The sequence below is a fragment of the Lacticaseibacillus parakribbianus genome (genome assembly GCF_025490915.1).
Classification (GTDB): domain Bacteria; phylum Bacillota; class Bacilli; order Lactobacillales; family Lactobacillaceae; genus Lacticaseibacillus; species Lacticaseibacillus parakribbianus.
Genome location: NZ_JANQBA010000002.1, coordinates 227,562 through 254,218, shown reverse-complemented (window position 1 = coordinate 254,218; position 26,657 = coordinate 227,562). Strand labels below are relative to the sequence as shown.

The following is a 26,657-nucleotide window of genomic DNA, read 5'->3' as shown; positions in this document are numbered from 1 at the left end:
AGGACAAAATGAAACCTATGCACTGGCCGCTGCCGTCTCCGGACGGCCACCTGGTGGCCACCATCAACTTGGATGCCCAGGGGCAGCTGACCTACGCCTTGGCGCTGGATCAGACGCCCTTGATGACCGAATCGCCGCTTGGCCTGGTTTTGACCGGCGCCGATCTGACCCGCGACCTGACCTTTGCGGCCGGCCCGACCCGGTCGCGCGTCGACGAGCGTTACGCGCTGCCGGCCGGCAAGCTGGCCGAGTACCACAGCGCAGGTTGGGCCTACGTGCTGCGCTTCGCCCAGGGGACGCAGGCCTTTGAGCTCGAGTTTCGCCTGGCCAACAACGGATTTGCCTGGCGCTACCGGGTGCCTGGTGCGACCGGGGCGACGGCGGTGGTGAGGGAGGCCACGGCCTTCAACTTCGCAGCGGGGCTGACCGATGTCTGGCTGCAAGACATCGTCGCGTCTTACGAAGGCCCGTACAACCACGGCCACTGGGGCCAGGCGCGGCAGGGACAGCGCTACAACCTGCCGGCCTTAGTCCATGGCGCCGAGACCCCTTGGCTGATGGTCAACGAGGCCGGGGTGTTGAACCTCGAGCAGAATTACTGCATCAGCCACGTGGTGGGCACCGCCGGGGCGGGGCTTGACCTCGAGTTTGCGCTTGAGGAAAAGGGCCGGCCGGTGGCGACCACGCTGCCGCTTGAGACGCCTTGGCGTTACCTGCTGGTGGCGCCGACGCTCGACGACGTGGTCCGGGCGCATTTTAACTACGACCTGAACCCGGCCTCGATCATCGAAGACACCAGCTGGATTCACCCGGCCCGGACGCTTTGGGCCTGGTGGAGCAACGACTTGGGGGCCCAGAAGTTCACCGAGGCCAAGGCCTACGTCGACTTTGCGGCGGCCAACGGCTTTGAGGCCGTGCTGCTCGACGCCGGCTGGGATGCCAGCTGGATTCAGGCGTTTTGCGCCTACGCCCATGCCCATCACGTCCAGGCCTGGGTCTGGACGGCGATGCAGGCGATCGACACGGTTGAATCCGCCGAGGCCCACCTCCCGCTGTGGAAGCGCTGGGGCGTCGACGGCGTCAAGATCGACTTTTTCGAAAACGACTCGGCTCATACCGCCAAGCAGTACAAAATGATGGCGGAAATCGCGGCCAGAGAAAAGCTGATGGTCAACTTCCACGGCTCGACCAAGCCGATGGGCGAAGGCCGCACCTGGCCGCACTTCATCGCCGCCGAGGGCATCGAAGGCATGGAGTACTACAAGTGGAGCAGTGGCCCGACCGCCGAGCATAACTGCACCGTGCCGTTCATTCGCAACGCGGTGGGGCCGATGGACTACACGCCGACCGGCTTCATCAACGCCAACCGCAACACCACCATGGCGCATCAGGCGGCCTTGGCCGCGGTGTTCGAGTCCGGCTGCCAAGACTACGCCGCCAGCATCTACAACCTGCTGCCTTGGACCGGCACCCGCTTTTTGCAGCGGCTGGCCGCCAAGTACGACGGCATGCGGCTGTTGGCCGGCGAACCCGGCAGCCACGTGGCGATGCTGCGCTGGACCAAAGACGCTTATGTGATCGGCGTGATCGTCAACGAGCGGCGCGACCTGACGCTTGACCTGAGCTTTTTGCCCGAGGGCGAGTTTGAGGTCGAGCTGTACCAAGACGACCGCTTCGGCGATCAGATTCACGTCACCACCCAGAAGGTGACCCGCGACAGCAAGCTGCTGCTGCGACTCCTGGAGCACGGCGGGGCCGGGCTCTACATCGCCCGGCACGTCACCCCTTATGCGGTCAAGCCGACCGGCCGCTTCATGGCGGCGGGGCAGGTGACCTACCCGGCCAGTTCGATGACCCCGCTTTTGGGCAGCGTCCGGTCCGCGGTTTCCGATGAGGACGGCCGCGCGGTGCTGCAGCTCAACCACACCGCGACGATCGCCTGCCCGGAAAACTTCGCGGCCGGCTCGCACCGGCTGCGCCTGACCTACGCGGCGCTTGAGCCGATCACGCTGACGCTGGGTGACGGCCACACGCGCCAAACCGTGACGCTGCCCCCGGCCAGCCACGGCGGCACCGTGTTCGCCGTGCATGACGTCAGCTTCCCGCTGGTCGGCGGTCCGTTCAACCTGACGCTGACCCGGCAGGCCGGACCGGCACCGCTGCTGTCAGCGGTGCAGATCGGCCATGCGGTCGAACCCGCACCGCTGACGCTTGACGTCGCCAGCGCGGCCCTGAGCGGCCACGCGCATCTGACCGAGGCGACGCCGGCCGTGCTGGTCGGCTTGGATGCAAAAAGTAGCGCGACCTTCGATCCGGTGTTCGTCGCCGACACCGGCCGCTACATCCTGGCGGTGAACTACTACGCCGCCGCCGGTGGCACCGCCACCGTCACGGTCAACGGCGGCCAGCAGGTCCAGGCGGGGCTTGGCGGCGTCGGCGTCTGGGGGGCGACCCAGGTCGGCGAGCTGTTGACCCGCGAGGTGCTGGTCGACCTGGTCGCCGGCGCCAACCGCATCGAACTGACCACCGCCGGGCAGCTGCCCAACCTAGTCAACCTGACCCTGCAGCCGGCCTGACCAGGCGTCAGCACAGCCCAAATAAGCCAGTCATCATCGCGCCGGCGCCGCGGTGAGGGCTGGCTTATTCGCGTTGGCGGTCGCGTTGGCGGTCGCGTTGGCGGTCGCGTTGGCGGTTGCGTTGGCGGTCGCGTTGGCGGTTGCGTTGGCGGTTGCGTTGGTGGTCGCGTCGGTGTTACGCCAGGTGGTGCAACACCGACGCGACTGGACAACACGGGCCTGGAGACACGAAAACCCCGCGGCTGCGCCGTGGGGTTTTTGGGTTTGGAAGCCGAATCTGACAATCCGATCAGTCTGTATTTAGCCTCGAAGGTCACGAGCGACGGCGGAGGCTCCGCCGGACCGCCGCCCCGGCCTGGCGCCGTAGCGCTGGTGCGTCCGGGCCGGGGCCCGGATTGTCAGCCGCGCCTAGCCGCTCACTTGCCGGCCGCCGCCGCGTGGGCGGCTACCTGGGCCTCGAAGGTCTGCAGGGCCGGGAAGCACACCTTGGCGGCGAAGAAGGTGAAGAACCCGGCCGCCAGAAACAGCGCGAACAGCGGCTGGTAGTACAGCGCCAGCAGGGCGAAGACGGCCAGCGAGTCCAGCTTGAACAACAGCCCGAACTGGTGGTAGAGCTTGCCCAAAATGAACAGGTACAGGTGGGGCAGGGTGACGGTGAAGCGACCGATCAAGGCGCTGCCGAAAATCGTGATGTAGGCGTGGAGCAGCAGGAGCAACACCGGAAAGACGATCAGAATTGGGTTACCGTTTTGAACGCTGAAGGCAAAAAACGTGGTCAACAGCAGAAACAGCACGGTTTGAACCAGCGAGAAGCCGTAATTTTGCAGCACCCCCTGGCGGTAGTAGTGCAGGTAGTCGCGGATCATGCGCGGCGACTCGCCGCGCAGCTGCTTGCCCATCAAGGCCAAGGCGGCAATCAGGCTGGGGATGAAGGGCAGCAAGACCAGGTAGGCCAAAAAGCTCTTGAACAGCTCGGCTTGAAAGAGGATGAAGGCGATGAGCAGCGGCAAGTTGGCGACCAGAATCAGGCAGGACAGCTGCAGGGCCAGGTAGATCTTGTCGATGGCCTTGAGGACGATGTTTTTAGGCTTCATGAATGTTGATTCCTTCCATGGGATCGAGGCAGGGACGGTTGAGGCGGCGCCACTCGCTCGGCGCCATGGTGAAGCGCTTCTGGAAGGCCCGTGAGAAGTTCAGCTGGTTGGCGTAACCCGCCTTTTCGGCAATCAGCTTGATCGAATCGCTGGAAAAGCGCAGCATCTCCGTCGCCTTGGCCAGCCGGTAGTTGATCAAAAACTCCTGGATGCTCTTGGAATACATTTTCTTGAACACCGCCCCGAGGTAGCTGCGGCTGAGGTTGCAAAACTCCGCGATGTCCTCCACGGAAATCGGCTCGGCGTAGTGGTACTCGATGAACTCGATGGCGCGAAGCACGTAATCCAGCTGGCGCTGATCGCTTCTGGCGTAGGCGTTCAGCGCGTCGTCGTTGTGCCGCTTGGTCAGGTAATCGACGGCCAGGTAGGTGTGAGCCAAGAGGTTCAGGGGCGACTGGTCGGCGTTGTTGGCCAGGTACATCATCTCGGTTTGCAGGTGCCGGAACAGGTGGTCGTTGGGCGTGCGAAAAATCGGGCTGTCCTGGCTGAGCCCGGCCAGCTTCAGCAAATGATACGCCTGCAGCCCGTCGAATTCCATCCACACGTAAGACCAGGGCAGCTCCCGGTCGGCGTAGTAGGTGTTGACCTGCTCGGGCACAATCAAAAAGCCGCTGCCCTTGTTCAGGTGGTAGTCGACGGTTTCGCCGGTCGAGCGGGTCGACTGCAGCGTCCCCTTGCCGTCGATGATCAGGTGAAACAAGAAGTGGTTGCGCTTGACCGGCCCGTAGTAGTGCAGCGGCTCGCAGGCCGCAAAGCCGGCCTGGTACAGCCGAAGGTCGAGCATTTCCTCTTGTGCAAGCGTCAGCAATTTATCGGTTTCCATGGTCCTCCTCCTGGCGCCCACGACAATGGCGGCCGGCCCCCCTCTCGGCCGACCACGCTGTAAGCGCTTTTCGCCTCGAGTATAGCAGAATGCGAGAACATGTCAATAATGCTAGGAAAAAGCGCATTTCGCCGCATTCAAAGCCGGTCAGTCCATATCATTGGGGTCGCCCGGTCCCTAGAATGAGGGGGTAGACTGGAGAGAGAAGAGGAAAACGCATATGACGGTTGTATACCACAAGACGGATTCGACGTTCCACCTGACCAACGCGCAGCTCAGCTACGTGCTGGCGGTGCTGCCCAACGGCCAGCTCGGCCAGGTGTATTTTGGCCCGCGCATCCCCGACCGGGAGCACCTGTCCGACCTGATCGACGCCCCGCTGACCTTCGATCCAAAAGAACCCGACGCCAACCAGATGGACCAAGTGCGGCAGGAGTACCCGACGTTCGGCACCGGCGACATGCGGACCCCGGCCTTTGAGGTCGCCCAGCCAAGCGGCAGCCACGTCACCAATTTCACCTACCAAAGCCACGCCATCACCCCGGGCAAGCCGCGCCTGGCCGGGCTGCCGGCGACCTACGTGGAAGACGACAGCGAGGCCACGACGCTTGCCATCACGCTGCACGACGCGGTGATCGACGCGACCCTGGTCTTGTCCTACACGATCTACGAGCACCGGCCGGTAATCACCCGTAACGCCCGGTTCGAGGCGACCACGACGCCTTTGACCGTCACCCGGGCCGCCAGCTTGGCGCTGGATCTCCCGGATCAAGACTACGAGCTGATGACCCTGACCGGTGCCTGGGCCCGGGAACGCGCGATCACCACGCGGCCGGTGGTGCCGGGCATCGCCGCCATTCAGAGCCTGCGCGGTCACTCAAGCGCCCAGTTCAACCCGTTCATGGTGCTGCGCCGGCCGCACACCACCGAGTTCGCCGGGGATGCGATCGGCCTGGCGCTGGTTTACAGCGGCAACTTCCAGGGGCTGGTCGACGCCGACACGATGAACAAGACGCGGGTGGTGATGGGCATTCACCCCGATCATTTTGCCTGGCGGCTGGATGTCGACGGTGCCTTGCAGACGCCCGAGGTGGTGATGGTTTACGCGACCCACGGGCTCAACGCGATGAGCCAGGCCTTCCACGACCTGTTCGCGCATCGGCTGGCTCGCGGCCCGTACCGCGACGCCCCGCGGCCGATTCTCCTGAACAACTGGGAGGCCACGTACTTTGACTTCGACGAGGCCAAGCTCCTGGGCATCGCCCGGACGGCCAAAAAGGTCGGCGTCGAGCTCTTCGTTTTGGACGACGGGTGGTTCGGCGAACGCCACGACGACCAACGCGCCTTGGGTGACTGGCAGGCCAACCTGGCCAAGCTGCCCGGCGGCATCACCGGCTTGGCCGACAAAATCACCGAGCTGGGCCTGAAGTTCGGCCTGTGGTTCGAGCCCGAGATGGTCAACCCGGACTCCAACCTGTTTCGGGCCCATCCCGAGTGGGTGCTTAGGACCCCGGACCGCGTGGCCTCGGTCGGGCGGCACCAGTACGTCTTGGACTTCTCCAAGCCTGAGGTGGTCGACGCCTTGTACCAGCAGATGAGCGCGATTCTGGGCACCGCCAAGGTCAGCTACGTGAAGTGGGACATGAACCGCAGCCTGACGGAGGTCTTCTCCCAAGGCGGCGCCCCGGAGTCTCAGGGCAGCGTCTACCACCGCTTCATCCTCGGCGTCTACGCCTTGTACGAGCGGCTGATTCGGGCCTTCCCGGATGTCTTGTTCGAGTCCTGCGCCAGCGGTGGTGCCCGGTTCGACGCCGGCATGCTGTACTACGCGCCACAGGCCTGGGCGTCCGACGACACCGACGCGGTGGCCCGGCAAAAAATTCAGTACGGCACGTCTTTGGCCTACCCGCTGTCTGCCATCGGCTCGCACGTCTCGGCCGTGCCGAACCACCAGGTGGGGCGGATCACGCCGCTGACCACCCGAGCCAACGTCGCGTACTTTGGCACCTTCGGCTACGAGCTGGACCTCAACAAGCTCAGTGCCGCCGAGCTGGCGGAGGTCAGCCGCCAGGTCGCCTTCATGAAGGCGCATCGCGAGTTGATCCAGTACGGCACCTTCTACCGGCTGCTCAGCCCGTTTGACGGCGACGAAACCGCCTGGCTGGTGGTGGCCAAGGACCAAAAGACCGCCTTGCTGGCCGACTACCGCACCCTGAACCAGCCCAACCAGCCGGTCGCGACCTACCTGCACCTGCAGGGGCTTGACCCCGCCTTGAACTACCGGGTCAACGGGGTCGGGTCCCACGCCGGCGCCGAGCTGATGAACGCCGGGCTGCGCATCGCCACCGAAAACGACCAGCAGGCCTTCGACGGCACCTCAGGCGATTTCCAGTCGCGACTGTACGAGCTGACGGCTGAGTAAGCCGCCGCGAAATGCGGCCATCCAGCTTGTGCGGGTCGGCTTGATCCGGCACCGAACGCCTCGAAATTCGGGCGGTTCACCCTTACGGTGAGCCGCCCTTTTTAGATGGGGCAAAAGTGGTCTAAGCGCTTGCAAAAGTTAATTAACCCGGATAATGCTAAATTGTGGGCGAGATGTAAACGCTTTATCCAAAATATAGCGAGATGCTAGACTTTATCAGTAATGGGCTGAAATAGCGCATTAGGTCGGCTGCATCGAGCATCTGCCCATGTATTTAGCCGCGAATACCCCCTATACTTTGGGTATCAACTAAGGAGGTTGGACAAATGAACAAGCACTTTGTAAGTCACACACTCTTGCTAAGTGGTTTAGTACTTGGCGGCGCTGTCATGCTTTCTGCATGCGGTGCCAAAGACTCTGGTTCCAAATCGGACACGAACAAACCCGTCACGCTTACGTGGTTCGATGGGAACTCGGGGTCTGCCAAGTTTGATGATCCAGTGGCCAAAGAAATCGAAAAGCAAACCGGGGTCAAGGTCGACATCCAAAACCCATCCGGCGACCCGGACGGCAAGCTCTCGCTGCTGCTTTCAAGTCACGATTATCCCGATATTGTTATGGTTAGCCGCTCGTCGAATAACCTGAATAAGTACATTTCATCCAAGGCCTTCGTGCCGCTCAACGACTTGATCGACAAGTACATGCCGAACGTCAAGAAGATGTACGGCAACACCCTGAACAAGACGCGCTGGTCCGACGGGAAGAACTACTACCTGGCCAACTGGTACGGCGGCACGGGTAGCGCGGTCGGTGGGTTCGAAATGCGCTACGACTACATGAAGGAGCTGGTCGGCGCCAAGCGAGCCGCCTCCTCCAAGCCGTTCACGCAGTCCGAAATGATCGACATTTTGACCAAGTTCAAGGAAAAGCACCCCAAGATCGACGGCAAAGATAGTGTGCCTTTGCTGTTGAACGGCACCGGCGCCTTCTGGGTCGTCGACGGGATGTTCGGCGTCAAGAAGTACTACCAGACGGAAAAGGGCGGCAAGCTCAACTGGAACGCCTACGATCCGCAGTACCTCAAGGAAATGTTGTTCGTCAACGAACTGCAGCGCAAGGGCCTGCTCGACAAGGAATGGGTCACCAACAACGACACCCTGTCCTCGCAAAAGCTCTCCGCCAACAACGTGCTCGGGACCATGTGGGCCTACTGGAACACCGACACGGCGTCCAAGAGCCTGGAAGCCACGCACGGCAAGGATGCCCACTATGTGGCCTACAAGGTCATGGGTGACGGCGTCGGCCCGAAGGAGACCACTTACGGGGCCGCCGGCTCCCTGGGCTGGGACGCCATCGGCATCACCGACAAGTGCAAGGACAAGAAGGCCGCCGCGAAGCTGTTGAACTTCCTGGCCAGCCGCAAGGGTCAAAACCTGATGTTCTGGGGCTTCAAGGGCAAGGACTACACCATCAAGAACGGTGAGTACGTGCCAACCGCCAAGGTCGAAAAGGCCTTCAAGGCTGATCAAGACAAGGCCAAGAAGGAAACCGGGATCACGCGTTGGACCTGGTGTGTCACCTCGACACCGCCGACACCAAAGAGTGCTCAAAGCCTGACCGCTTACATCGGTGACCAGAGCATGAGCGCGAAGTTCGCCAAGCAGAACCTGACGGACACCGCCTACGACACGGCGCCTTACGATTCACTGCTTCCGGAAGGCAGCACACCGGAAGGGTTGAAAGCTCAGAAGATCCAAGACATTCAGACGCAAGCCATTCCAAAGATGGTCAACGCCAAGACCGCGGCCGGCACTAAGAAGGCCTACAAGCAGATGCTCAAAGACATCAACGCGGCCGGGCTGAAGGACGTCTTGAAGGTGGTCAACCAGAAGTACAAGGCTCAAAACAAACTTTGGGGCGAATGAGTTGATCGGTTCTGTAAAGCTTGAGGCTAACCCCTCAAGCTTTATTCATAGAGAGGAGTGAGTTTATGGATAACGCAACACCGGCACCGACGACTCAAGTGACGCACCCGAACAAGAAGAAGAATGGCTGGAAAACCATCGTCGACCAGCGCTACTTATGGCTTTTGGCCTTTCCCGCCATCGTCTGTGTCATTTTGTTCAACTACGCGCCAATGTCCGGGATTTACATGGCCTTCACCAACTACAGCTCAAGTTCCAACGGCTACATCTCGGATCTGACCCACGCGCCGTTCGTCGGGCTCTACTGGTTCAAGTACTTCTTTGAAAACGACTTCGGGCTGATCATGCGCAACACCTTGGGCGTCAGCCTGCTGTCTTTGCTGTTCGGCTTCCCGATGCCGATTATCATCGCCGTCTTGCTCAACGAGGTTCGCGTCGGTTGGGCAAAGAAGGGCATCCAGACCGCATCCTACCTGCCATACTTCATTTCCTGGGTTGTCGCGGCCAACCTGATTTTGACCATGTTCTCCGCCAACGGGATTATCAACGACATCCTGCAGGCGCTGCACATCACCACCAAGGAGATTCTGTTCTTCCAAAACGGGAAGTACTTCTGGTGGATCCTCGCGATTGCCAACATGTGGAAGGGGATGGGCTACAACGCCATCATCTACCTGGCGGCGATTTCCGGGATCGACCAGGAGCAGTACGAGGCGGCCGACATTGACGGCGCCACCCGCTCGCAGAAGATTCGCTTCATCACGCTGCCGGCCCTCAAGCCGACCATCATGATCCTCTTGATTCTCTCTATCGGTGGCATCCTCAACACCGGCTTCGAGCAGATCCTGCTGTTGCAGAACTCCTCGATTCTGAATTACGCCGATGTGCTGGACACTTACTCGTACCGTTACGGGATGGTCAACGGCATGTACTCCTACGGTACTGCCGTCGGGCTGTTCAAGGCCGTCGTGTCCTTCTTGCTTGTGATTTTTGCCAACAAGCTGTCCAAGAAGTACAGCGACGCGGCGCTTTTCTAAGGGGGGAACATCATGACGGAAAAATTGCACAAATACTTCGCACGTTCCTCCAAGGGCGACGTCGTCTTGGACATCGTCAAGTGGGTCGTGTTGGCCCTGGTCCTCTTGGTCACCTTGTACCCGTTTTGGAACGTTTTGATCGTGTCGTTCAACGACGCGACCGACGCGGTTCGCGGCGGCATCTACTGGTGGCCGCGCAAGTTCAGCCTGGCCAGCTACACCAACATTTTGCAAAACGTGGAGTTCCTGGACTCCATCAAGGTCACCGTGGCCCGGACTTTGATCGGCACCCCGGTTTCGCTGTTCGTCACCGCGGCCTTGGCCTACGTGATGTCGCGGCGTGACTTCTACGGTGGCAAGACCTTGACCATGATCTTCATCTTCACCATGTACTTCGGCGGTGGCCTGGTGCCGTTTTACATGATCATCAAAGCCCTCGGTTTGATCAACAACTTCTGGGTCTTCATCATCCCAGGCGCCTTGAGCGTCTACAACATGATCTTGATTCGCAGCTACATCGACACGCTGCCGGAGGACCTGTTCGAATCGGCCCGGCTGGACGGGGCGTCTGACCTGACGATTTTCTTCAAAATCGTCGTGCCGCTGTCCAAGCCAATCCTGATGACCGTCGCCTTGTTCGTGGCGGTCGGGCAGTGGAACTCTTGGTTTGATGCCTACTTGTACACCTCGTCACAAAGCCTCAAGCCGATGCAGGCGATCCTGGTTGAAATCCTGAACCAGTACGCCACCGGCGACGCCTCCAAGGCCGCGGTCAAGAACGCGACGGCGGCCCAGGCGGTCACCCCAGACAGCATCCGCATGGCGGCGACCATCGTGTCCTCCGTGCCGATCATCATGGTTTACCCGTTCGTCCAAAAGTACTTCGTCAAGGGCATGATGCTCGGGGCCGTCAAGGCATAACTGCATCCGAAAATCCGGGCCTCTGCCTGACACAGTCGCGTGTCGCCATCAACTGTTAACGCTCAAGTAGCGAACGGAAAGATTTTTAGCCTCGGCGACACCTTCAACCACATCTAGCACCCGCGGCTGTTCCCTAGCGGCCGCGGCTGCGCAGGCGCAGCGTCTTCTCACCGCGCCTGGTCGGGCTCGCCTTTCGACGCCCACTCGAAAGGCGATGCTTGGCAATGCGCAAGTCAACCCCTCGACTCGCGTGTTGCCAAGCACCGCTGAACCTAGTTTTTGTCACTGTTGTCTGTTGCATTCAATAAGGAGTTATCGCTGATGAAGATGGAAGATCAAACGCTGACGATTAACGGCGCCTGGCAGCTCCAGGCCCTGGCACCTTTTGCCGTGACGGCGACCGGCGTTCGCCTGACGCCGACTGAGACGCCGGTGGCGGCCGCCACGACCGTCGCCTTCGGGGATCGCACCCTGGCCGCCACCGCGACCACGTTTTCGCTGAGCGAAGGCACCGCGACGGTCACCGCCGCGGCGTTGAACGCGACCACCGGGCTGGTGCAGGTCAGCGTGACCGGCGGCGCCGGCGCGACCGTGGCGCTGCGCCAGGTCGGCTTGACCGCGACTTTGGCCGGCACCGAGGCCTGGCGGATGCTGGCCGTGCCGTTTGACAACGACAAGTGGGCGAAGTTCGTCGATTACCCGCTGAACGCGGCCCGGGAGAGCTACGGCTTCACGGCGCTTCACGCAAGCGGCAGCAACGCCGGGCTGGTGGTCGGCGCCGTCGACCACGATACGTGGAAGTCCGCCATCGACGTGGTGGATGCCAAAACGGCGCGGGTGCAGATCTACTCCGGGGCCACCAGCGAGGTGACGCGCGACTTCGACGGGGCGGTTCACGGCACCGTGAGCGGCACGACGGTCAGCTCCGCGCGGTTCTTCGTCGGCCAGTTCGCTGATTTTCAGGCGGGGCTGGCGAAGCTGGGCGACGCCTTGCAGGTCGTGCAACCGCCGCTGACCTGGTCGCACCCGGTGCCGGTGGGGTGGAACACTTGGGCCGCCTTCATGGGCAACATCACCTACGAGCGCTTCTTGACCTCCGCGGATTACCTGGCCCAGCACAAGGAATTCAGCGACGCCAACGGCAGCCAGTGGCTGAACCTGGACGCCAGCTGGAACAAGTTCACCGACCGCATGAAGGTGCTGCCGGCGCGGCTGCAGGCGAACGGCCAAATTGCCGGCTCCTACCTGGCGCCGTTCATCTCCGGGGGCAACTTCGACGAATACGTCTCCGGCACCGATGACAACTACCGGCTCAAAGACATTGTGCTGCGCGACCACGCCGGCAACATTTTGCCGCCGGTCGATGGGCTGTACTCGCTGGACCCGACCCACCCCGGCACCATCCAGCACCTGCAATATGACCTGGATCGCATCGTCGCCTGGGGTTTCCGCTTCGTCAAAATCGACTTTCTCGGCCACGCCAGCCGCGAGGGGGCGTTCTACGACCCGTCGATCACCACCGGCATGGCAGCCTACAACTTCGCGATGAAGCAGATCACGGCCCGGCTTGCGCCTGAGCGCATCGGCTACGATATGTTCATCAGCCTGTCGATCGCGCCGATTTTCCCCGGCGGCTACGGCCACGCCCGGCGCATTTCCTGCGACGCCTTCGGGGCCTTGGACCAATCCGAGTACGTCAACAACTCGATGACCTACCTGTGGTGGCTGCAGGGGCGGCAGTTCGCCTACAACGACCCGGATCACATCGTGCTGTTCCACAGCAACGACTCCGATTCGATCAGCCTGGCCGAGGCCAAGACGCGCTTTTCGACCGGCCTGATCTCCGGGCTCAAGCTGATTTCAGAGGACTTCGCGGTGCCACAGGCCAGGGCCAACGCCGAGGCGATTTTTGGCAACGCCTCAATCATGGCACTGGTCAAAAAGGAGCTGGCCTTCCGCCCAGTGGGTGAGCCGCTGCTCGGCAAGGCCTCGGCCACGGTGTTTTACGCGCGTGACACGAACGCCACCTATGTCGCCTGCTTCAATTACAGCCTGTCGGAGCCGGCGGCCTTGAACCTGGACCTGGCGACGGTCGGCGTCGGGCAGCACGGCGCAATCACCGAGCTGTGGCACAACCAGCCGGTGGTGGCCGGTGCCCTATTGACCGCGACCCTGGCCCCTAAGGAGACGCTGATTTTCCAAATCGCCGATTGAGGTGCGACATGGCCGAACTTGAGATGAACTACGACCAGCCGGCCCGGCAGTGGGAGGAAACCCTGCCGGTCGGCAACGGTAGCCTCGGTGGCATGGTCTGGGGCGGCATCGGCGTTGAGCGCATCGGGCTCAACCAGGAGACGCTGTGGTCGGGCTACTACCGCGACAAGAACAATCCCTCGGCCTTCCAGTACCTGGCGCAGGTGCGGCGGCTGATTCAGGCCGGGCGCAACCACGAGGCCGAGGCGATCATGGCCGCCCACATGCTGGGGGAGAACAACGAGTCCTACCTGCCGCTGGGCAACCTCGAACTCGAGTTTCTCAACCAGCACGTCGCAAGCAACTACCACCGCGTGTTGGACCTCGCCACGGCGACGGCCACGGTCAGCTACGACATGAACGGGGAACACTTGCGCCGCGAGGTGATCGCGAGCTTTCCCCACCAGGCGATCCTGATTCACCTGACCGGGCGCCAGTCCTTTCAGGTGCGGTTCAGCTCGCTGTTGCAACACGCGGTGGTCGCCGCTCGCACCGGGTTGACCATCACCGGGCAGTGCCCGGAACACGTCGAGCCCGAGTACAACTGGGACGTGCCGGCGCCAATCCTTCAGGGGACGCGCGGCCAACACTTCCAAGGCGCCGTGCGGCTGCTTCACACCGACGGCCGCACCTACGCCTACGACCAGATGCTCGAGGTCAGGGACGCGAGCGACACGCTGTTGGCCGTCGAGTTCGTGAAGCCGGCGCGGCTGCCGGCCGGGGCCACCTGGGACCAGCTGCTAAGCGTTCACGTCGCGGATTACCGCCGGCTGTTTGCGACCGTCAGCCTGGACCTGGGGCCCCAGTCCGACCTGCCGGTGCCGCTGCGGCTGGCCGCGGTGCGAAACGGCGCCAGCGACCCGGCCCTAGTCGCCTTGTACTTTCAGTACGGGCGCTACCTGATGATCGCAAGTGCCCGGCCCGGCAGCCTGCCGCCGAACCTGCAGGGCATCTGGAGCTGGCAGCTGCGAGCCCCTTGGAGCGGCAATTGGACCACCGACATCAACCTCGAGATGAACTGCTGGCCGCTTCAAAGCTGCAACCTGCTGGACTGCTTCACGCCGTTCGTCGACTTCATGCACGGGGTGGTCAAGGAGGGCACAAAAACGGCGCGGATCAACTACCACGCTCGGGGGTTCGTCGCCCATTGCAACCTCGATTACTGGCAAAACACCAACCCCGTCGGCATCAACTACGGCGACCACGAGGGCAACGCCGTCAGCGTCTGGTGGGGGATGTGGCCGATGGCCGGGGTGTGGCTGGCCCAGGAGTTTTACAAGCACTACGAATACACCAAGGACCGCGCCTTTTTGGCCGCGGAAGTTTACCCGGTGCTCAAAGAAGCCAGCGCCTTCTTGTGCGACTGGCTGGTTGAGGCGCCGGATGGCCAGTTGACCACCTGCCCGGCCGATTCGCCGGAAAACCAGTTCCTGCTGCCCGACGGCGAGCCGGCGGCCTGGACCGCTGGCGTCGCCTTGGACCTCGAGCTCACCGCGGCCACCTTCCGCGATTTTCTGCGAACGACCACGGCGCTTGGCCTCGACGACGCTTTCACGCGGGAGGTCGCGGCCAAGGCAGCGCGGCTGCAAGAGACCCGCGTTGGGGCAGACGGGCGGCTGCTCGAGTGGGGGAAGCCGCTGCCGGAGCGTGAGCCCGGCCACCGCCACCTGTCCCCGGTGTTTGGGCTGTACCCCGGCGACTTGTTCGCCAACGACGCCAAGCGCCAGGTGGCCTGCCGCAAGCTGATCGAGTCTAGGGTCGCCCATTCCACCGAGCAGATCGGCTGGAGCTGCGCCTGGCTGATCAACTTGTACGCGATTTTGGGGGATGGGGAGCAGGCGGGACGCTTCGTCCGCAACCTGCTGGCCCAGTCCACCCTGGCCAACCTGTGGGACTCCTGTCCCCCGTTTCAAATCGACGGCAACTTCGGCGCCATCGCCGGCATCGCCAACATGCTGGTGCAAGACCACGGCGCAGGCGTTCGCCTGCTGCCGGCGCTGCCTGCCGAATGGCGCGACGGCAGCGTCACCGGCCTGCGCCTCAAAGGCGGCCGCACGGTCGACTTGACCTGGCGCGACCACCGGTTGGTTGCCCACAAGATTCACGAACCCAAGGAAGAAGCGAGCTCAATTGACGACAAAATCTGACGTTCCCATCTGGAGCCTGCACCCGCTGGATTACCACACGGTGCCGACTCACCTGGCCTATGATACCCAAGTGATTACCCTGGCGACCCCGGTGGTTGCCCCAAGCGTTCGGCTGCGGCTGAGCAACGCGTTCGGCACCCAACCCTTGGTGTTCACCGCGGCGACGGTACAAGACGCCGCGGCCCCTGACGCCGCGGCGCTGCCGGTGACGCAAGGCGGCGGCGCGACGTTGACCGTGCCGGCCGGCGGCGTCCTGGACAGCGACGCAATTGGGTTGACCGGTTCGGGGCCGCACCGGCTGACGGTGACGCTGACCGCGGTGGCCGCGACCGTTGAGACGCTGACTTGGACCTACGACAAGACGTTGGTGCAGGTGGCGCATCGAGACGCGGCCGGGGCCGCGGTGGCTTCGCGCGACTTGTTCGCCCTGGCCGCCAACGACCCGCATGCCCTCGTGCTGTACGGCTTGCAGGCGCTGTTGGTGCCGGCCCCGGCGCCGCGGCGGCTGATCGCGCTGGGGGATTCGATCACCCAGCAGGGGTACTTCCTCGGGGCCCTGGCGCAAAACTGGCCCGGGCTTGCCATCGTCAACCTCGGCGTGTCCGGCAACCGCGTGTTGCGCGACACCGATCCCAGCCAAGGGGTCGGCAATCAGTACGGCACGGCGGCGGTGAACCGTGCGGCCGGCGAGCTCGCCGCCTGTGGGGCCGGCCCCCAAGACCTGGCCGTCGTGCTGTTGGGTATCAACGACCTGGTGCAGCCGGGCCCATGGGCACCGGTCGAACAGGAGGTACCCGTGGCGGCCCTGCTCGCCGGGTTTGCCAAGCTGCAGGCGATTGTGGCCGCGGCGCGGGTGCCGGCGGTGGTCAGCACCTTACTGCCGTTCGGCGGGTCCGATTACCACACCCCGGCCCGTGAGGCGGTGCGGCAGACGCTGAACCAAGCGATTGTGGCCGGCCGCTTCGGGGCGAGCGTTGATCTCGCCGCGGCGGTCGCCGACCCGCAGGACCCGACGCGCGACCTGGCCGAGAACGACTCGGGCGACCACGTTCACCCGACGCCGGCCGCCGGGGCGCTGATGGCCCGGCAGCTGGCCGCCGCGCCGGCGGTTGCGGCTTGGCTGAAGGGAGGACGCCATGCGACTCGATGAAATCAATGTGCGAGACCCGTACGTCCTGGTGGATCACGGCCGCTACTACTTGTACGGCACCCGCGGCGCGACGACCTGGGGGCCGGCCGACGGCTTCGACGGCTACGTCAGCCGCGACTTGAGCGAGTGGCTCGGGCCGGTGACCTGTTTTCAAAACCGCGGCGACTTCTGGGCGACGGAGAACTACTGGGCCCCGGAGGTGTCGGCTTACGGCGACCGCTTCGTGATGCTGGCGACCTTCAAGGCCCCGGGCCGGGCCCGGGGGACCCAGATTCTAGTGGGCGACCGACCGCTCGGGCCCTTCAAGCCGCTGACCGCCGGCCCGGTGACGCCGCCGGACTGGGAGTGTCTCGACGGGACGCTGTGGGTGGAAAACGGCACCCCGTACCTGGTGTTTTGCCACGAGTGGCTGCAGGCGCGAGACGGCACCATCTGCGTCCAGGAGCTGGCGCCCGACCTCACCCGGGCAATCGGGGAGCCGCAGGTGCTGTTTCACGGCTCCGACGGCGTCAGCGTCACCCCCTTTGAGGCCGCGACGGCAACGAAGGCGGCCGCTTATGTCACCGACGGGCCGTTCTTGGTGCAGCGGCCGCAGGGGCTGTTCATGCTGTGGTCGTCCTACGGTGAGGGCAAGTACCTGCTGCTGGCGGCGCGGTCCGACACCGAATCGGTGCTTGGCCCCTGGCGCCAGTGCCCGGTGCCGGTGTTTGGCCGAGACGGTGGTCACGCCATGGTCTTTGAGACGCTGGCTGGCCAGGCGCTGTTGACGCTTCACGCGCCGAACGACCAGCTGCGGGAGCGGCCGCATTTTTACCCGTTCGAGATTCGAGACGGGCAGCCAAGTATACGTCGTTAGAAAGTTGGAGAGTAAATATGATTGAGTTTGATTCCCAAAAGCAGCAGTTTCACCTATACAACGACCAGATCAGCTACGTGATGGAGGTCCTGCCGGGCGGTTACCTGGTGCATGTCTATTCCGGCAAGCGGATTCGCCGCTTCGCCCAAAGCCAGCCCTACCCGCACGACGGGCGGTCGAGCTTCTCACCGAACGTCCCGGACAAGCGCCTGCAGGGCTTCACCCTGGACCTGTGGCCGCAGGAGTACCCGGGCGACGGGGCCGGCGACTACCGCGAAACCGCCTTTGAGTTCACCTACGCAGACGGCACCAACGCGACCACTTTGACCTACGACCACCACGAGATCGTCGCCGGCAAGCCTCGCCTGACCGGGCTGCCGGCCACCTACGTCGAGGCCGACAGCGAGGCGCAGACGCTCAACATCACGCTCAAGGACGCGCTGCGCCACGTCGCCGTGGTCTTGAGCTACACCATCTACGCCGACCGCAACGTCGTGACCCGCACGGCCCGGGTGGACAACGAGGGCGACACGCTGATTCGGCTCAACAAGGTGATGTCTGGGTGCTTCGACTTCACGGATTCGGACTACGACATGATCCAGCTGCCAGGCGCCTGGGCCAACGAGAAGCAGCTGCGGCGCGACCACTTGGCCGCCGGCATCCACGTGCTGGACAGCAAGCGCGGCGCAAGCTCCGTCGCCCAGCAGCCGTTCATCGCGCTGTGCAGCCCCAACACCGACGAGTTCCAAGGCGAGGTTCACGCCTTTCACTTCGTCTACTCCGGCAACTTCCGCATCGCCGCGGAGGTCGACGCCTTCGATCAGACCCGGGTGTTGGCCGGCATCAACCCCTACGAGTTCGAGTGGCAGCTGGAACCGGGTGCCAGCTTCCAGGCCCCGGAGCTGGTCTACGTATACTCCGACAAGGGCCTGAACGGCATGTCCAACACCTTCCACCACCTGTACCGCGAGCGGCTGGCCCATGGGCAGTACCGCGACGCCCAGCGCCCGATTCTGGCCAACAACTGGGAGACCACGTACTTCAACTTCAACGAGGACAAGCTGGTTGATCTGATCGACAACGCCCACAAGCTGGGCGTCGAGCTCTTCGTGCTGGACGACGGTTGGTTCAAAAAGCGCAACTCGGACACCACGTCGCTTGGCGACTGGCAAGTCGACCGCGACAAGCTGCCGCAGGGATTGGCCGGGGTCGCCAAGGCCGCGGTCGACCGCGGGATGCAGTTCGGCCTGTGGTTTGAACCCGAGATGATTTCCGAGGACTCCGACCTGTTTCGGGCCCATCCCGACTGGCACGTTCACGTCGCCGGCTACCCGAGCTCGCGCGGTCGCAACCAGCTGGTGCTGGACTTTTCGCGGCCGGAGGTGCGAGCCGAGATTTTCCGCCAGATGACCGCGATTCTCGATGAATTGCCAATCACCTACGTCAAGTGGGACTTCAACCGCAACCTGACCGAGGTCGCCTCGGTCGGACGCGCCGCGGATCATCAAAAGGAAACCGCGCATCGCTACATCCTGGGCCTGTACGAGTTTTTGGAGAAGCTGACCGCCCGTTACCCGCAGATCCTCTTTGAAAACTGCTCGGGCGGCGCCGGCCGCTTCGACCCGGCGATGTGCTACTACATGCCGCAAAGCTGGGCCTCCGACAACACCGACGCGATCGCGCGGCTGAAGATTCAGTATGGCACCAGCCTCTTGTATCCGGCCTCGATGATCTGCGCCCATGTCTCCGAGTCGCCCAACCAGCAGGTCGGGCGCATCACGGACCTTTCGACGCGCTTTGCCACCGCTGCCTCGGGCAACCTGGGCATCATGATGGACCTGGGCCAAAAAGACCGCACCGACCTGCCGGAAGTGGCGGCCGGCATCAAGTTTTACAAGGCCCACCGCCAGCTGATTCAGTTCGGCGACTTCTACCGGCTGCTCAGCCCGTACGAGACCAACGATTGCGCCTGGATGTTCGTCAGCCCGGACCGCAAAGACGCGCTGCTGTTCTTCTTCCAGATTCTCAACAGCGCCAGCCGGCCGCACGTCAAGCTGCGGCTGTGGGGGCTGGATCCGGCAGCGACCTACGAGATCGACGGCCTCAAGCTGCCGGGCGATGAGCTGATGAACTACGGCCTGTTCATCGACGCCGGCATCAACCACGATTTTCAGGCGCGGGTCTTGAGCCTGCACCAAGTCAACTAAGGGCGGCAAGCGTCGCACAACGCCTGGGGGTAACCCCGGGCGTTCGGGCGTTAGGTCGCGACGAGACATTGGAGGAATGAACATGACCAACTTATTGCTGCATTACGATCACCCGGCGCTTCAGTGGGAGGAAAGCCTGCCGCTGGGCAACGGGAGCCTCGGTGCGATGGTCTGGGGGACGGTCGGCCGCGAGGTGATCGGCCTCAACGAGGAAACGCTGTGGTCCGGCTACCCGCGTGACAAGAACAACCCGCAGGCCTTCGCTCACCTGCAAGAGGTGCGGCGGCTGATTTTTGACCAGCAGTACGAAAAGGCCGAGGCCGTGATCGCCCAGTCCTTGCTGGGTGAAAACAACGAGTCCTACCTGCCCATGGGCAACCTGATCATCGACGGGCTCAACCAAAGCATCGTGACCAACTACCACCGCAGCCTGGACCTGACGACTGCGGTGGCCAGCGTCGATTACGACATGGGCGGGGCTCACCTGCACCGCGAGGCCTTCGTCAGCCATCCGGCCCAGGCGCTGATCATTCGCCTGCAGGGGCCGCAGTCCTTCCAGCTCAAGTTCGAATCCGAGCTGGCGGTGACCGTTGAGGCGGCGGGTGACACGCTGAGTCTGAGCGGTCAGTGCCCGGAACACGTGGATCCCGAGTACCACTGGGAGGCCCCGCAGGCCGTGATCCAAGGCACCCGCGGCATTCGCTTCGCCGGTGCGGTGCGGATTCTCGCCACCGACGGCCGGGTCAACGCCTACCACGGGACGCTGGACGTTCACGACAGCCACGACACGGTGATCGCGGTGTCCTGCGTTCGAAAGCCCCAGCTTGCCGGCGATTACGCCGCCTTGAAGGCCCAGCACGTGGCGGATTACCAGCGGCTGTTCGGCCGCGTCGCGCTGAACCTTGACCAGACGGCCGACGAAACCGCGCCGACCGACGTGCGGCTGGCGCGGGTGCGTGACGGCGCCACCGACCTCGGGCTGGTCAGCCTGTACTTCCAGTACGGGCGCTACCTGCTGATCGCCTCGGCCAGAGAAGACAGCGCCTTGCCGCCGACGCTTCAGGGCATCTGGAACTGGCAGCTTAGGGCGCCTTGGAGCAGCAATTGGACGGTCAACATCAACCTGCAGATGAACTACTGGCTGGCCCATGTCGGCAACCTCGAGGAGGCCTTTCCGCCGTACCTGCGCCTGATGCGCAAAATCGTGACCGAGGGTCAAAAAACCGCGGCGATCAACTACCACGCCAAGGGTTTTGTCGCGCATCACAACATCGACGCCTGGGGCAGCACCAACCCGGTCGGCATCAACTTCGGCGACCAATCGGCCAGCGGCATCGCCGTGTGGTGGGCGATGTGGCCGATGGGCGGCGCGTGGCTGGCCAGCGAGCTGTTTTCAGAGTACCGCTACACCAAGGACCAGGCCTACCTTAAGGGTACGGTTTACCCGATGCTGCGCGAGGCGATGCTTTTCTTGAACGATTGGCTGGTCGACCGCGGCGACGGCACCTACACGACCTGCCCCTCGAGCTCGCCTGAAAACCAATTCATCACGCCGCGCGGCAACTTCGCCGGCATGACCGAAAGCGTGGCGCTGGACCGCGAACTGGTTCGCAGCACCTTCCGCGACTTCCGCCGCACCTGCGAGATTCTGGCGATTGACGATCCGCTGATTGCCGAGTTTGCCGCCAAACTCGCGCATTACCCGGACGTTGAGGTCGGCGAAGACGGCCGGCTGCTGGAGTGGAACCGCGCCTTCCCGGAGCGGGAGCCCGGCCACCGGCACATGACGCCGGTGTGGGGCCTGTTCCCCGGCGACCTGTTCAGCAAGCGCCCGGACCTGCAGGAAGCCTGCCGCAAGCTGATCGAACACCGCCTGGCCAACCTGGACGTCAAGGACCAGATCGGCTGGAGCTGTGCTTGGCTGATCAGCCTCTACGCCGTCTTGGGCGACGGCGATAAGGCCGGCGCCTTCGTGCAGCGGCTGCTTCAGGGGTCGACGTTGAACAACCTGTGGGACTCCTGCCCGCCGTTTCAGATTGACGGCAACTTCGGCGGCGCCGCCGGCATCGCCAACATGCTGGTGCAAGACCGCGAAGACGGCTTGAAAATCCTGCCGGCGCTGCCGGCGGCCTGGACCAACGGCCACGTCGCCGGGCTGCGCCTGACGGCCGGTCGCACCATCGATATCACCTGGGCCGACCACAAGCTGGTCGACTACCAGATTCACGAGGCACCGGTCGCCGTCACCGGCGGTACCGCGGGTGCGGGCGCAACGAACGGGGCCGCGGCCGGCACCACGGCCGCTGGGACCATCGCCGGTGCGGCCGAGACCACAAGCAACGCCGCGGCCGACGCGGAGGCGCCGCAATGACGCCGCGGGTGCTGCTGCTCGGCGACTCGATTCGCATGGGCTACCAAGACGTGGTCAAAGCAAAGCTGGCCGGCAAGGCCGAGGTGGTGGCGCCGGCTGACAACGGCCGCGACACCACCTACACGCTGTATCAGGCCAACCAGCTGCTGGCTGCGGCCGGGGATTTTGACGTCATCCACTGGAACAACGGGTACTGGGACATGAACATCGAGCCGCCGCTTGCGACCCCGCTGCGGCCGCTGCCCGAGTACGGCTACCAGTTGGACCGGCTGGCCGAGCTGCTGTTGGCCCACTGCCACACGCTGCTGTTCGCCACCAGCCTGCCGATCGAACGCAGCGGGGCGGCGGTCGACAACACCGGCACCGGCGCGATGATTCACTACGATAACGACTGGGTGGTCGCCTACAACCAGGCGGCGACGACGGTGATGGCCGCCCGGGGGGTGGCCATCGACGACCTGTACCAGGTGGCGCTTGCCGGACCGCGGTTTTACAAGGGGGCCGACCACCTGCACCTGACCGAGACCGGCAACCAGGTGGTGGGGCAGGCGGTGGCTTCGGCCATCGCCGCCGTGCTGTGAACACGACGCCAAGGAGGCAATCATGAAGCTAATGGAACAAACCCCGGCGACGCGCTTTGAAGACGCGCATCTGCTGGGCAACGGGTCGCTTGGCGCCACGGTCTACGGCGACCCCGTGCATGACGATGTGTTGATCAACCACGACACGCTGTGGTCGGGGGCAGAACACGACACGTTCAACCCCGAGACCCGGGCCCATTTTGAAGCGGCCCGGCGGCTGACCCTGGCCGGTCAGTTCCGCGCGGCCAACGACTTGATTAACGACCACATGGTGGGGTGCTGGAGTGCGGCCTACCTGCCGCTGGCCCATGTCCACCTGACGCTGGGCAACACCAGCAACTGGCGCGACGCCGAGCAAAAGCGCCGGCTGGCCGGCGAGCGGCTGGTCACCGACTACCGCCGCGAGCTGGACCTCGACACGGCGGTCGCCACGGTCAGCTTCAAGCAGGCCGGCCAGCCGTTCACGCGCAGTTACTGGGTCTCGCACCCCGACAACGTGGTCGGGATTCGCTACCAGAGCCCGGCGCCGTTCGACCTGTCCTTGGCGCTTGACTCGCCGCTGCGCCACGAAAGCCGCCACCTGAGTGCCGACACTTTGGCGGTCACCGGCCGGGCCCCGGATCAAGTCGAGTCTTACTGGCCGCAGTACTCACCGCGCATGGTTTACGAAGCAGGCTCACACGCGCTGCGCTTTTGCGCGGTGGCCACGGTGGCCGCCACCGACGGCACCCTGACGCAAGACGCGGTTCGCACCTATGTTCACGGCGCCACCTTCGTCGAGGTGCTGGTCAGCGCGACCACCAATTACGCCGGCTTCCAACAACCGCGCGACTTGGCCGTGCAGCCTTTGGTCGAGACCGCCCAGGCGGTGGTCGCTCAGGCCGCCACCCGCGACTGGGCCACCCTGACCGCCCGGCACGTCGCCGACTACCGCCAGCTCGCCGACCGCTTCGGCCTGCGGGTGGCCGGGCCCAGCACCGACATCTGGCCGACCAGCAAGCGCCTGGCCGCCTTTGCCACCATGGATGACCCGAGCCTCTCCGCCCTAGTGATGCAATACGCGCGGTACCTGATGATCGCAAGCTCGCGGCCGGGCAGCCAGGCGATGAACCTGCAGGGCATCTGGAACGCCAACCCGTGTCCGATGTGGGCGTCTAATTACACCACCAACATCAACGTGCAGATGTGCTACTGGATCGCCGAAAACCTCAACCTTTCCGAGTGCCACGAGCCCTTGATGGCGATGCTGCAAGAGCTGGCCGTGACCGGCCACCGGGCGGCTGAGCACCTGATCGGCTCGAGTGGCTGGATGGTCTGGCACAACACGGACCTGTGGCGGATGGCCGACGTCGCCGGCGAGGACGCGTCTTGGGCGTGGTGGCCGACCGCCGGGCTGTGGCTGACCCAGCACATCTGGACGCACTACACCTACACGAAGGACGGCGCCTTTTTGGCCAAAATGATGCCGGTCTTGACCGGGGCGATGCAGTTCGTCTGCGACTTCGTGGTGTGGGACGACGCGCTTGGTGCCTACGTCACGGCGCCGTCTTTGTCGCCGGAAAACAAGTTCGTGCTGCCGGGCCACACGGTGCGTGACAACGCCGAAGACCTCGAGCAGATCCGCCAGACCAGCCGCTTTTCGCCGGATCACCCGGCGCTTGCCGCGGTGTCCAAGATTTCGACCATGGACCTCAGCCTGATTCGCGAGCTGATTGACGACTATCAGGCCGCCTGCCGCGACCTGAACCAGCCCGAGCTGCCGGCGGTCGCGACCGTCGCGGCACATTTGCCGAGCTTTCAGATCGGCCGCTACGGCCAGCTGCAGGAGTGGGAGCAAGACTTCGCCGAGTGTACCCCGGGGATGGGGCACGTGTCCCACCTGGTCGGGGCATACCCCGGCAGCGTGTTGACCCACGACCCCAAGCTGATGGCCGCGGCCAAGGCGTCGCTGGACCGCCGCCAGCGCAACGGCGCGGCGACCGGCCAGTGGCCGAGTGCCTGGAACCTGTGTTTGAACGCGCGGTTCAAGGACCGCACGGCCTGCTACCTCAACGAGGCGTCGCTGCATGCGGGGCTTGGCGCCAACTTCTTCACCGAAGAGACGCTGCAGATCGACGCGGTGATGGGTTGGGCCGCCGGGCTGGCCGAGACCTTGTTGCAGGGCCACCGCGGCGTCGACGAGCTGCTGCCGGTGCTCTTGCCCAGCTGGCGGGACGGTGACTGCCACGGCCTGCGTTCGGCGGCCGGCATCGACTACGCGCTGGTGTGGCGCAACGGCGAGCTGACCCAAGCGACGTTGTCGGCCACGCGCGACGTCACCCGCACCGTGGCCTACCAAGGCGCGGCGCTTGAGGTGACGCTTGAGGCCGGACAGACCAAGACGCTGGTGTACGATGCGGCGAAGGCGACGCTGCAGGAGGTGGCCGATGCTTAAGCCAGAGGCCAACAAGGCGCGAACGGTGCTGAGCTTGCCCAGCGTCTGGGACTTTCAGTTGGCCGGTGAGACCTTCGATTCGGCCTGGGTTCGCCACCCGCTGCCGGACCCGACGCCGATGGCGGTGCCGGGTTCGTACAACAGCCAAAAAGCAACGGCGGCCTACCGCGACCACTACGGCTGGGCGGTGTATCAGACCCGGCTGACCGTGCCTAGCGCCTTTTTGACCCAGCGGGTGTGGCTGCGCTTCGGCGGCGTCACGCACCGGGCGCAGGTCTTCTTGAACGGCGAGTTGCTCGGGGAGCACCGCGGCGGGTTTTTGCCCTTCGAGTTCGAGCTCACCGCGCGGCTGCCGCTGCCGGAAGGGGCGCTTTTGACCGTGGCGGTGGACAACCGCATCGACTTCACGACGCTGCCGGTGGGCACCAGCCCGGCGGAGGCCCAGGCGGCCTACCAGCCGTCCGGGGTGCCGAGCATCGACGTCGCCGAGGCGCGGCGAGCCCCGTTCAACCGGCCGAACTTCGACTTTTTCAACTTCGCCGGCATCCACCGGCCGGTCTGCCTGTACACCACGCCGCAGACCTACATTCAAGACGTCGCCGTGACGCCATCGCTTGACGGCACCACCGGGCTTTTGCGCTACTCGGTCACCACCAGCGGGGCGACTGCGGTCAGCGTGACGGTCCAGGACCAGGCCGGCGTGATCTGCGCCAAGGCGACGGGGCCCAATGGGGTGCTGCGGCTGCAAAACGCCCACCTCTGGGCCCCGGGCAAGCCGTACCTGTACCAGGTGACGGTGACGGCCGCAGCCGACCGCTACCAGCTGGCCGTCGGGGTTCGCACCGTCCAAGTCAGCGGCACCAAGCTCTTGATCAACGGCGAGCCCTTTTACTTCAAGGGCTTTGGCAAGCACGAGGACGCGGCGGTTCACGGCCGCGGTGAGGACGACTGCCAAAACGTGCTGGACGTCGACTTGATCCACTGGCTGAACGCCAACTCCTTTCGCACCAGCCACTACCCCTACGCCGAGGAGATGTACGACCTGTGCGACCGTGCCGGCATCGTGATTATCGACGAGGTGCCGGCGGTGGGGCTTGGGTGGGGCCAAGACGGCCGGGCCTACCGCGACCCGGCAATCTACGCCAACCACGCCAAGACGCTGCAGGACATGATCGCCCGCGACAAGAACCACCCGAGCGTCGTGATGTGGTCCTTGGCCAACGAGGCGGCGCTGGATCAGCACCCGACGCTCGCCCGGGATTATTTTCACCGCCTGTACGAGCTCGCGCATGTCAGCGACCCGGCGAGCCGACCGGTGACCGGCGTCAGCTACCCCAACGACTACCAAAAAGACCTGACCACCCGCACGATGGACGTGGTCTGCCTGAACCGCTACTACGGCTGGTACAACCTGTCCGGCGACCTCGATGCCGCCTGCGATGCGCTGGCGGTCGAGCTCGACTGGTGGGCGGCCCAGCACAAGCCGGTGATGCTGACGGAGTACGGCGCCGACACGATTGCCGGGCTGCACAACGTCGTGCCCGGGATGTTCGACGAGGAGTTCCAAGTCGCTTACTACCGGCGCCTCAACGCGGTGCTGGACCGCTACCCGTTCGTGATCGGCGAGCAGGCCTGGAACTTCGCGGATTTCGCCACGATCCAAGGCACCCTGCGCGTCGACGGCAACAAGAAGGGGCTGTTCACCCGCGACCGCCGGCCCAAGATGGCGGCGCATTACTTCAAGGACCGCTGGGCGGCCGTGCCGGACTTCGGGTACAAGCGCTAGGCCACAACAAAGCA

16 protein-coding genes are annotated in these 26,657 nt (G+C 64.0%); 14 read left to right on the top strand and 2 right to left on the bottom strand.

Going from position 1 to position 26,657, the window contains the following annotated elements; genetic code table 11:
• Positions 1 to 8 precede the first annotated feature (8 nt).
• Positions 9 to 2,576: a glycoside hydrolase family 97 N-terminal domain-containing protein gene (locus NUH19_RS03115; protein ID WP_262315106.1), complete on the top strand. Its 2,568-nt coding sequence runs from the start codon at positions 9 to 11 to the stop codon at positions 2,574 to 2,576.
• Positions 2,577 to 2,992: 416 nt separating this feature from the next.
• On the opposite strand, the gene NUH19_RS03110 is transcribed toward NUH19_RS03115, so the two are convergent.
• On the bottom strand, positions 2,993 to 3,670 hold the full coding sequence (locus NUH19_RS03110; protein WP_262315105.1) for a DUF624 domain-containing protein: 678 nt from the start codon (positions 3,668 to 3,670) through the stop codon (positions 2,993 to 2,995).
• Positions 3,660 to 4,553 (bottom strand): AraC family transcriptional regulator, encoded by an 894-nt coding sequence (locus NUH19_RS03105; RefSeq protein ID WP_262315104.1) that lies wholly within the window; start codon positions 4,551 to 4,553, stop codon positions 3,660 to 3,662. The genes NUH19_RS03110 and NUH19_RS03105 overlap by 11 nt, the downstream gene beginning before the upstream one ends.
• 220 nt (positions 4,554 to 4,773) lie before the next feature.
• Here NUH19_RS03105 and NUH19_RS03100 point away from each other — a divergent pair, with 220 nt between their 5' ends.
• The 13 genes from NUH19_RS03100 (at position 4,774) to uidA (ending at position 26,643) form a co-directional block, all read left to right on the top strand.
• Complete coding sequence (locus NUH19_RS03100) at positions 4,774 to 6,975, top strand: alpha-galactosidase (RefSeq protein ID WP_262315103.1); 2,202 nt, start codon at positions 4,774 to 4,776, stop codon at positions 6,973 to 6,975.
• 500 nt (positions 6,976 to 7,475) lie between these two features.
• A complete protein-coding gene (locus NUH19_RS03095) occupies positions 7,476 to 8,900 on the top strand; it encodes a type 2 periplasmic-binding domain-containing protein (RefSeq protein ID WP_262315102.1) in 1,425 nt (474 codons plus the stop codon).
• A 65-nt stretch (positions 8,901 to 8,965) separates the two neighbouring features.
• Positions 8,966 to 9,937 (top strand): ABC transporter permease, encoded by a 972-nt coding sequence (locus NUH19_RS03090; protein ID WP_262315101.1) that lies wholly within the window; start codon positions 8,966 to 8,968, stop codon positions 9,935 to 9,937.
• Positions 9,938 to 9,949: 12 nt separating this feature from the next.
• Positions 9,950 to 10,858 carry a carbohydrate ABC transporter permease gene (locus tag NUH19_RS03085; protein ID WP_262315100.1) on the top strand — a complete coding sequence of 303 codons (909 nt, stop codon included), beginning with the start codon at positions 9,950 to 9,952 and terminating at the stop codon, positions 10,856 to 10,858.
• A 321-nt stretch (positions 10,859 to 11,179) separates the two neighbouring features.
• Positions 11,180 to 13,072 carry an alpha-amylase family protein gene (locus NUH19_RS03080; protein ID WP_262315099.1) on the top strand — a complete coding sequence of 631 codons (1,893 nt, stop codon included), beginning with the start codon at positions 11,180 to 11,182 and terminating at the stop codon, positions 13,070 to 13,072.
• Positions 13,073 to 13,080: 8 nt separating this feature from the next.
• Positions 13,081 to 15,258, top strand: a complete 2,178-nt coding sequence (locus NUH19_RS03075; RefSeq protein WP_262315098.1) for a glycosyl hydrolase family 95 catalytic domain-containing protein — start codon at positions 13,081 to 13,083, stop codon at positions 15,256 to 15,258.
• A complete protein-coding gene (locus tag NUH19_RS03070) occupies positions 15,242 to 16,408 on the top strand; it encodes a GDSL-type esterase/lipase family protein (protein ID WP_262315097.1) in 1,167 nt (388 codons plus the stop codon). Before NUH19_RS03075 ends, NUH19_RS03070 begins: the two co-directional genes overlap by 17 nt.
• The gene (locus NUH19_RS03065) at positions 16,395 to 17,264 is read left to right on the top strand and encodes a glycoside hydrolase family 43 protein (RefSeq protein WP_262315096.1); all 870 of its coding nucleotides are present in this window, start codon (positions 16,395 to 16,397) and stop codon (positions 17,262 to 17,264) included. The genes NUH19_RS03070 and NUH19_RS03065 overlap by 14 nt, the downstream gene beginning before the upstream one ends.
• A 17-nt stretch (positions 17,265 to 17,281) precedes the next feature.
• Positions 17,282 to 19,471, top strand: a complete 2,190-nt coding sequence (locus NUH19_RS03060) for an alpha-galactosidase (protein WP_262315095.1) — start codon at positions 17,282 to 17,284, stop codon at positions 19,469 to 19,471.
• 82 nt (positions 19,472 to 19,553) lie between these two features.
• Complete coding sequence (locus NUH19_RS03055; RefSeq protein ID WP_262315094.1) at positions 19,554 to 21,842, top strand: glycoside hydrolase family 95 protein; 2,289 nt, start codon at positions 19,554 to 19,556, stop codon at positions 21,840 to 21,842.
• Positions 21,839 to 22,423, top strand: coding sequence for a hypothetical protein (locus tag NUH19_RS03050; RefSeq protein ID WP_262315093.1), 585 nt, complete (start codon positions 21,839 to 21,841; stop codon positions 22,421 to 22,423). Before NUH19_RS03055 ends, NUH19_RS03050 begins: the two co-directional genes overlap by 4 nt.
• Before the next feature lie 22 nt (positions 22,424 to 22,445).
• Positions 22,446 to 24,857 carry a glycoside hydrolase family 95 protein gene (locus tag NUH19_RS03045; protein WP_262315092.1) on the top strand — a complete coding sequence of 804 codons (2,412 nt, stop codon included), beginning with the start codon at positions 22,446 to 22,448 and terminating at the stop codon, positions 24,855 to 24,857.
• Positions 24,850 to 26,643: a beta-glucuronidase gene (uidA, locus tag NUH19_RS03040; RefSeq protein ID WP_262315091.1), complete on the top strand. Its 1,794-nt coding sequence runs from the start codon at positions 24,850 to 24,852 to the stop codon at positions 26,641 to 26,643. Before NUH19_RS03045 ends, uidA begins: the two co-directional genes overlap by 8 nt.
• Positions 26,644 to 26,657 lie beyond the last annotated feature (14 nt).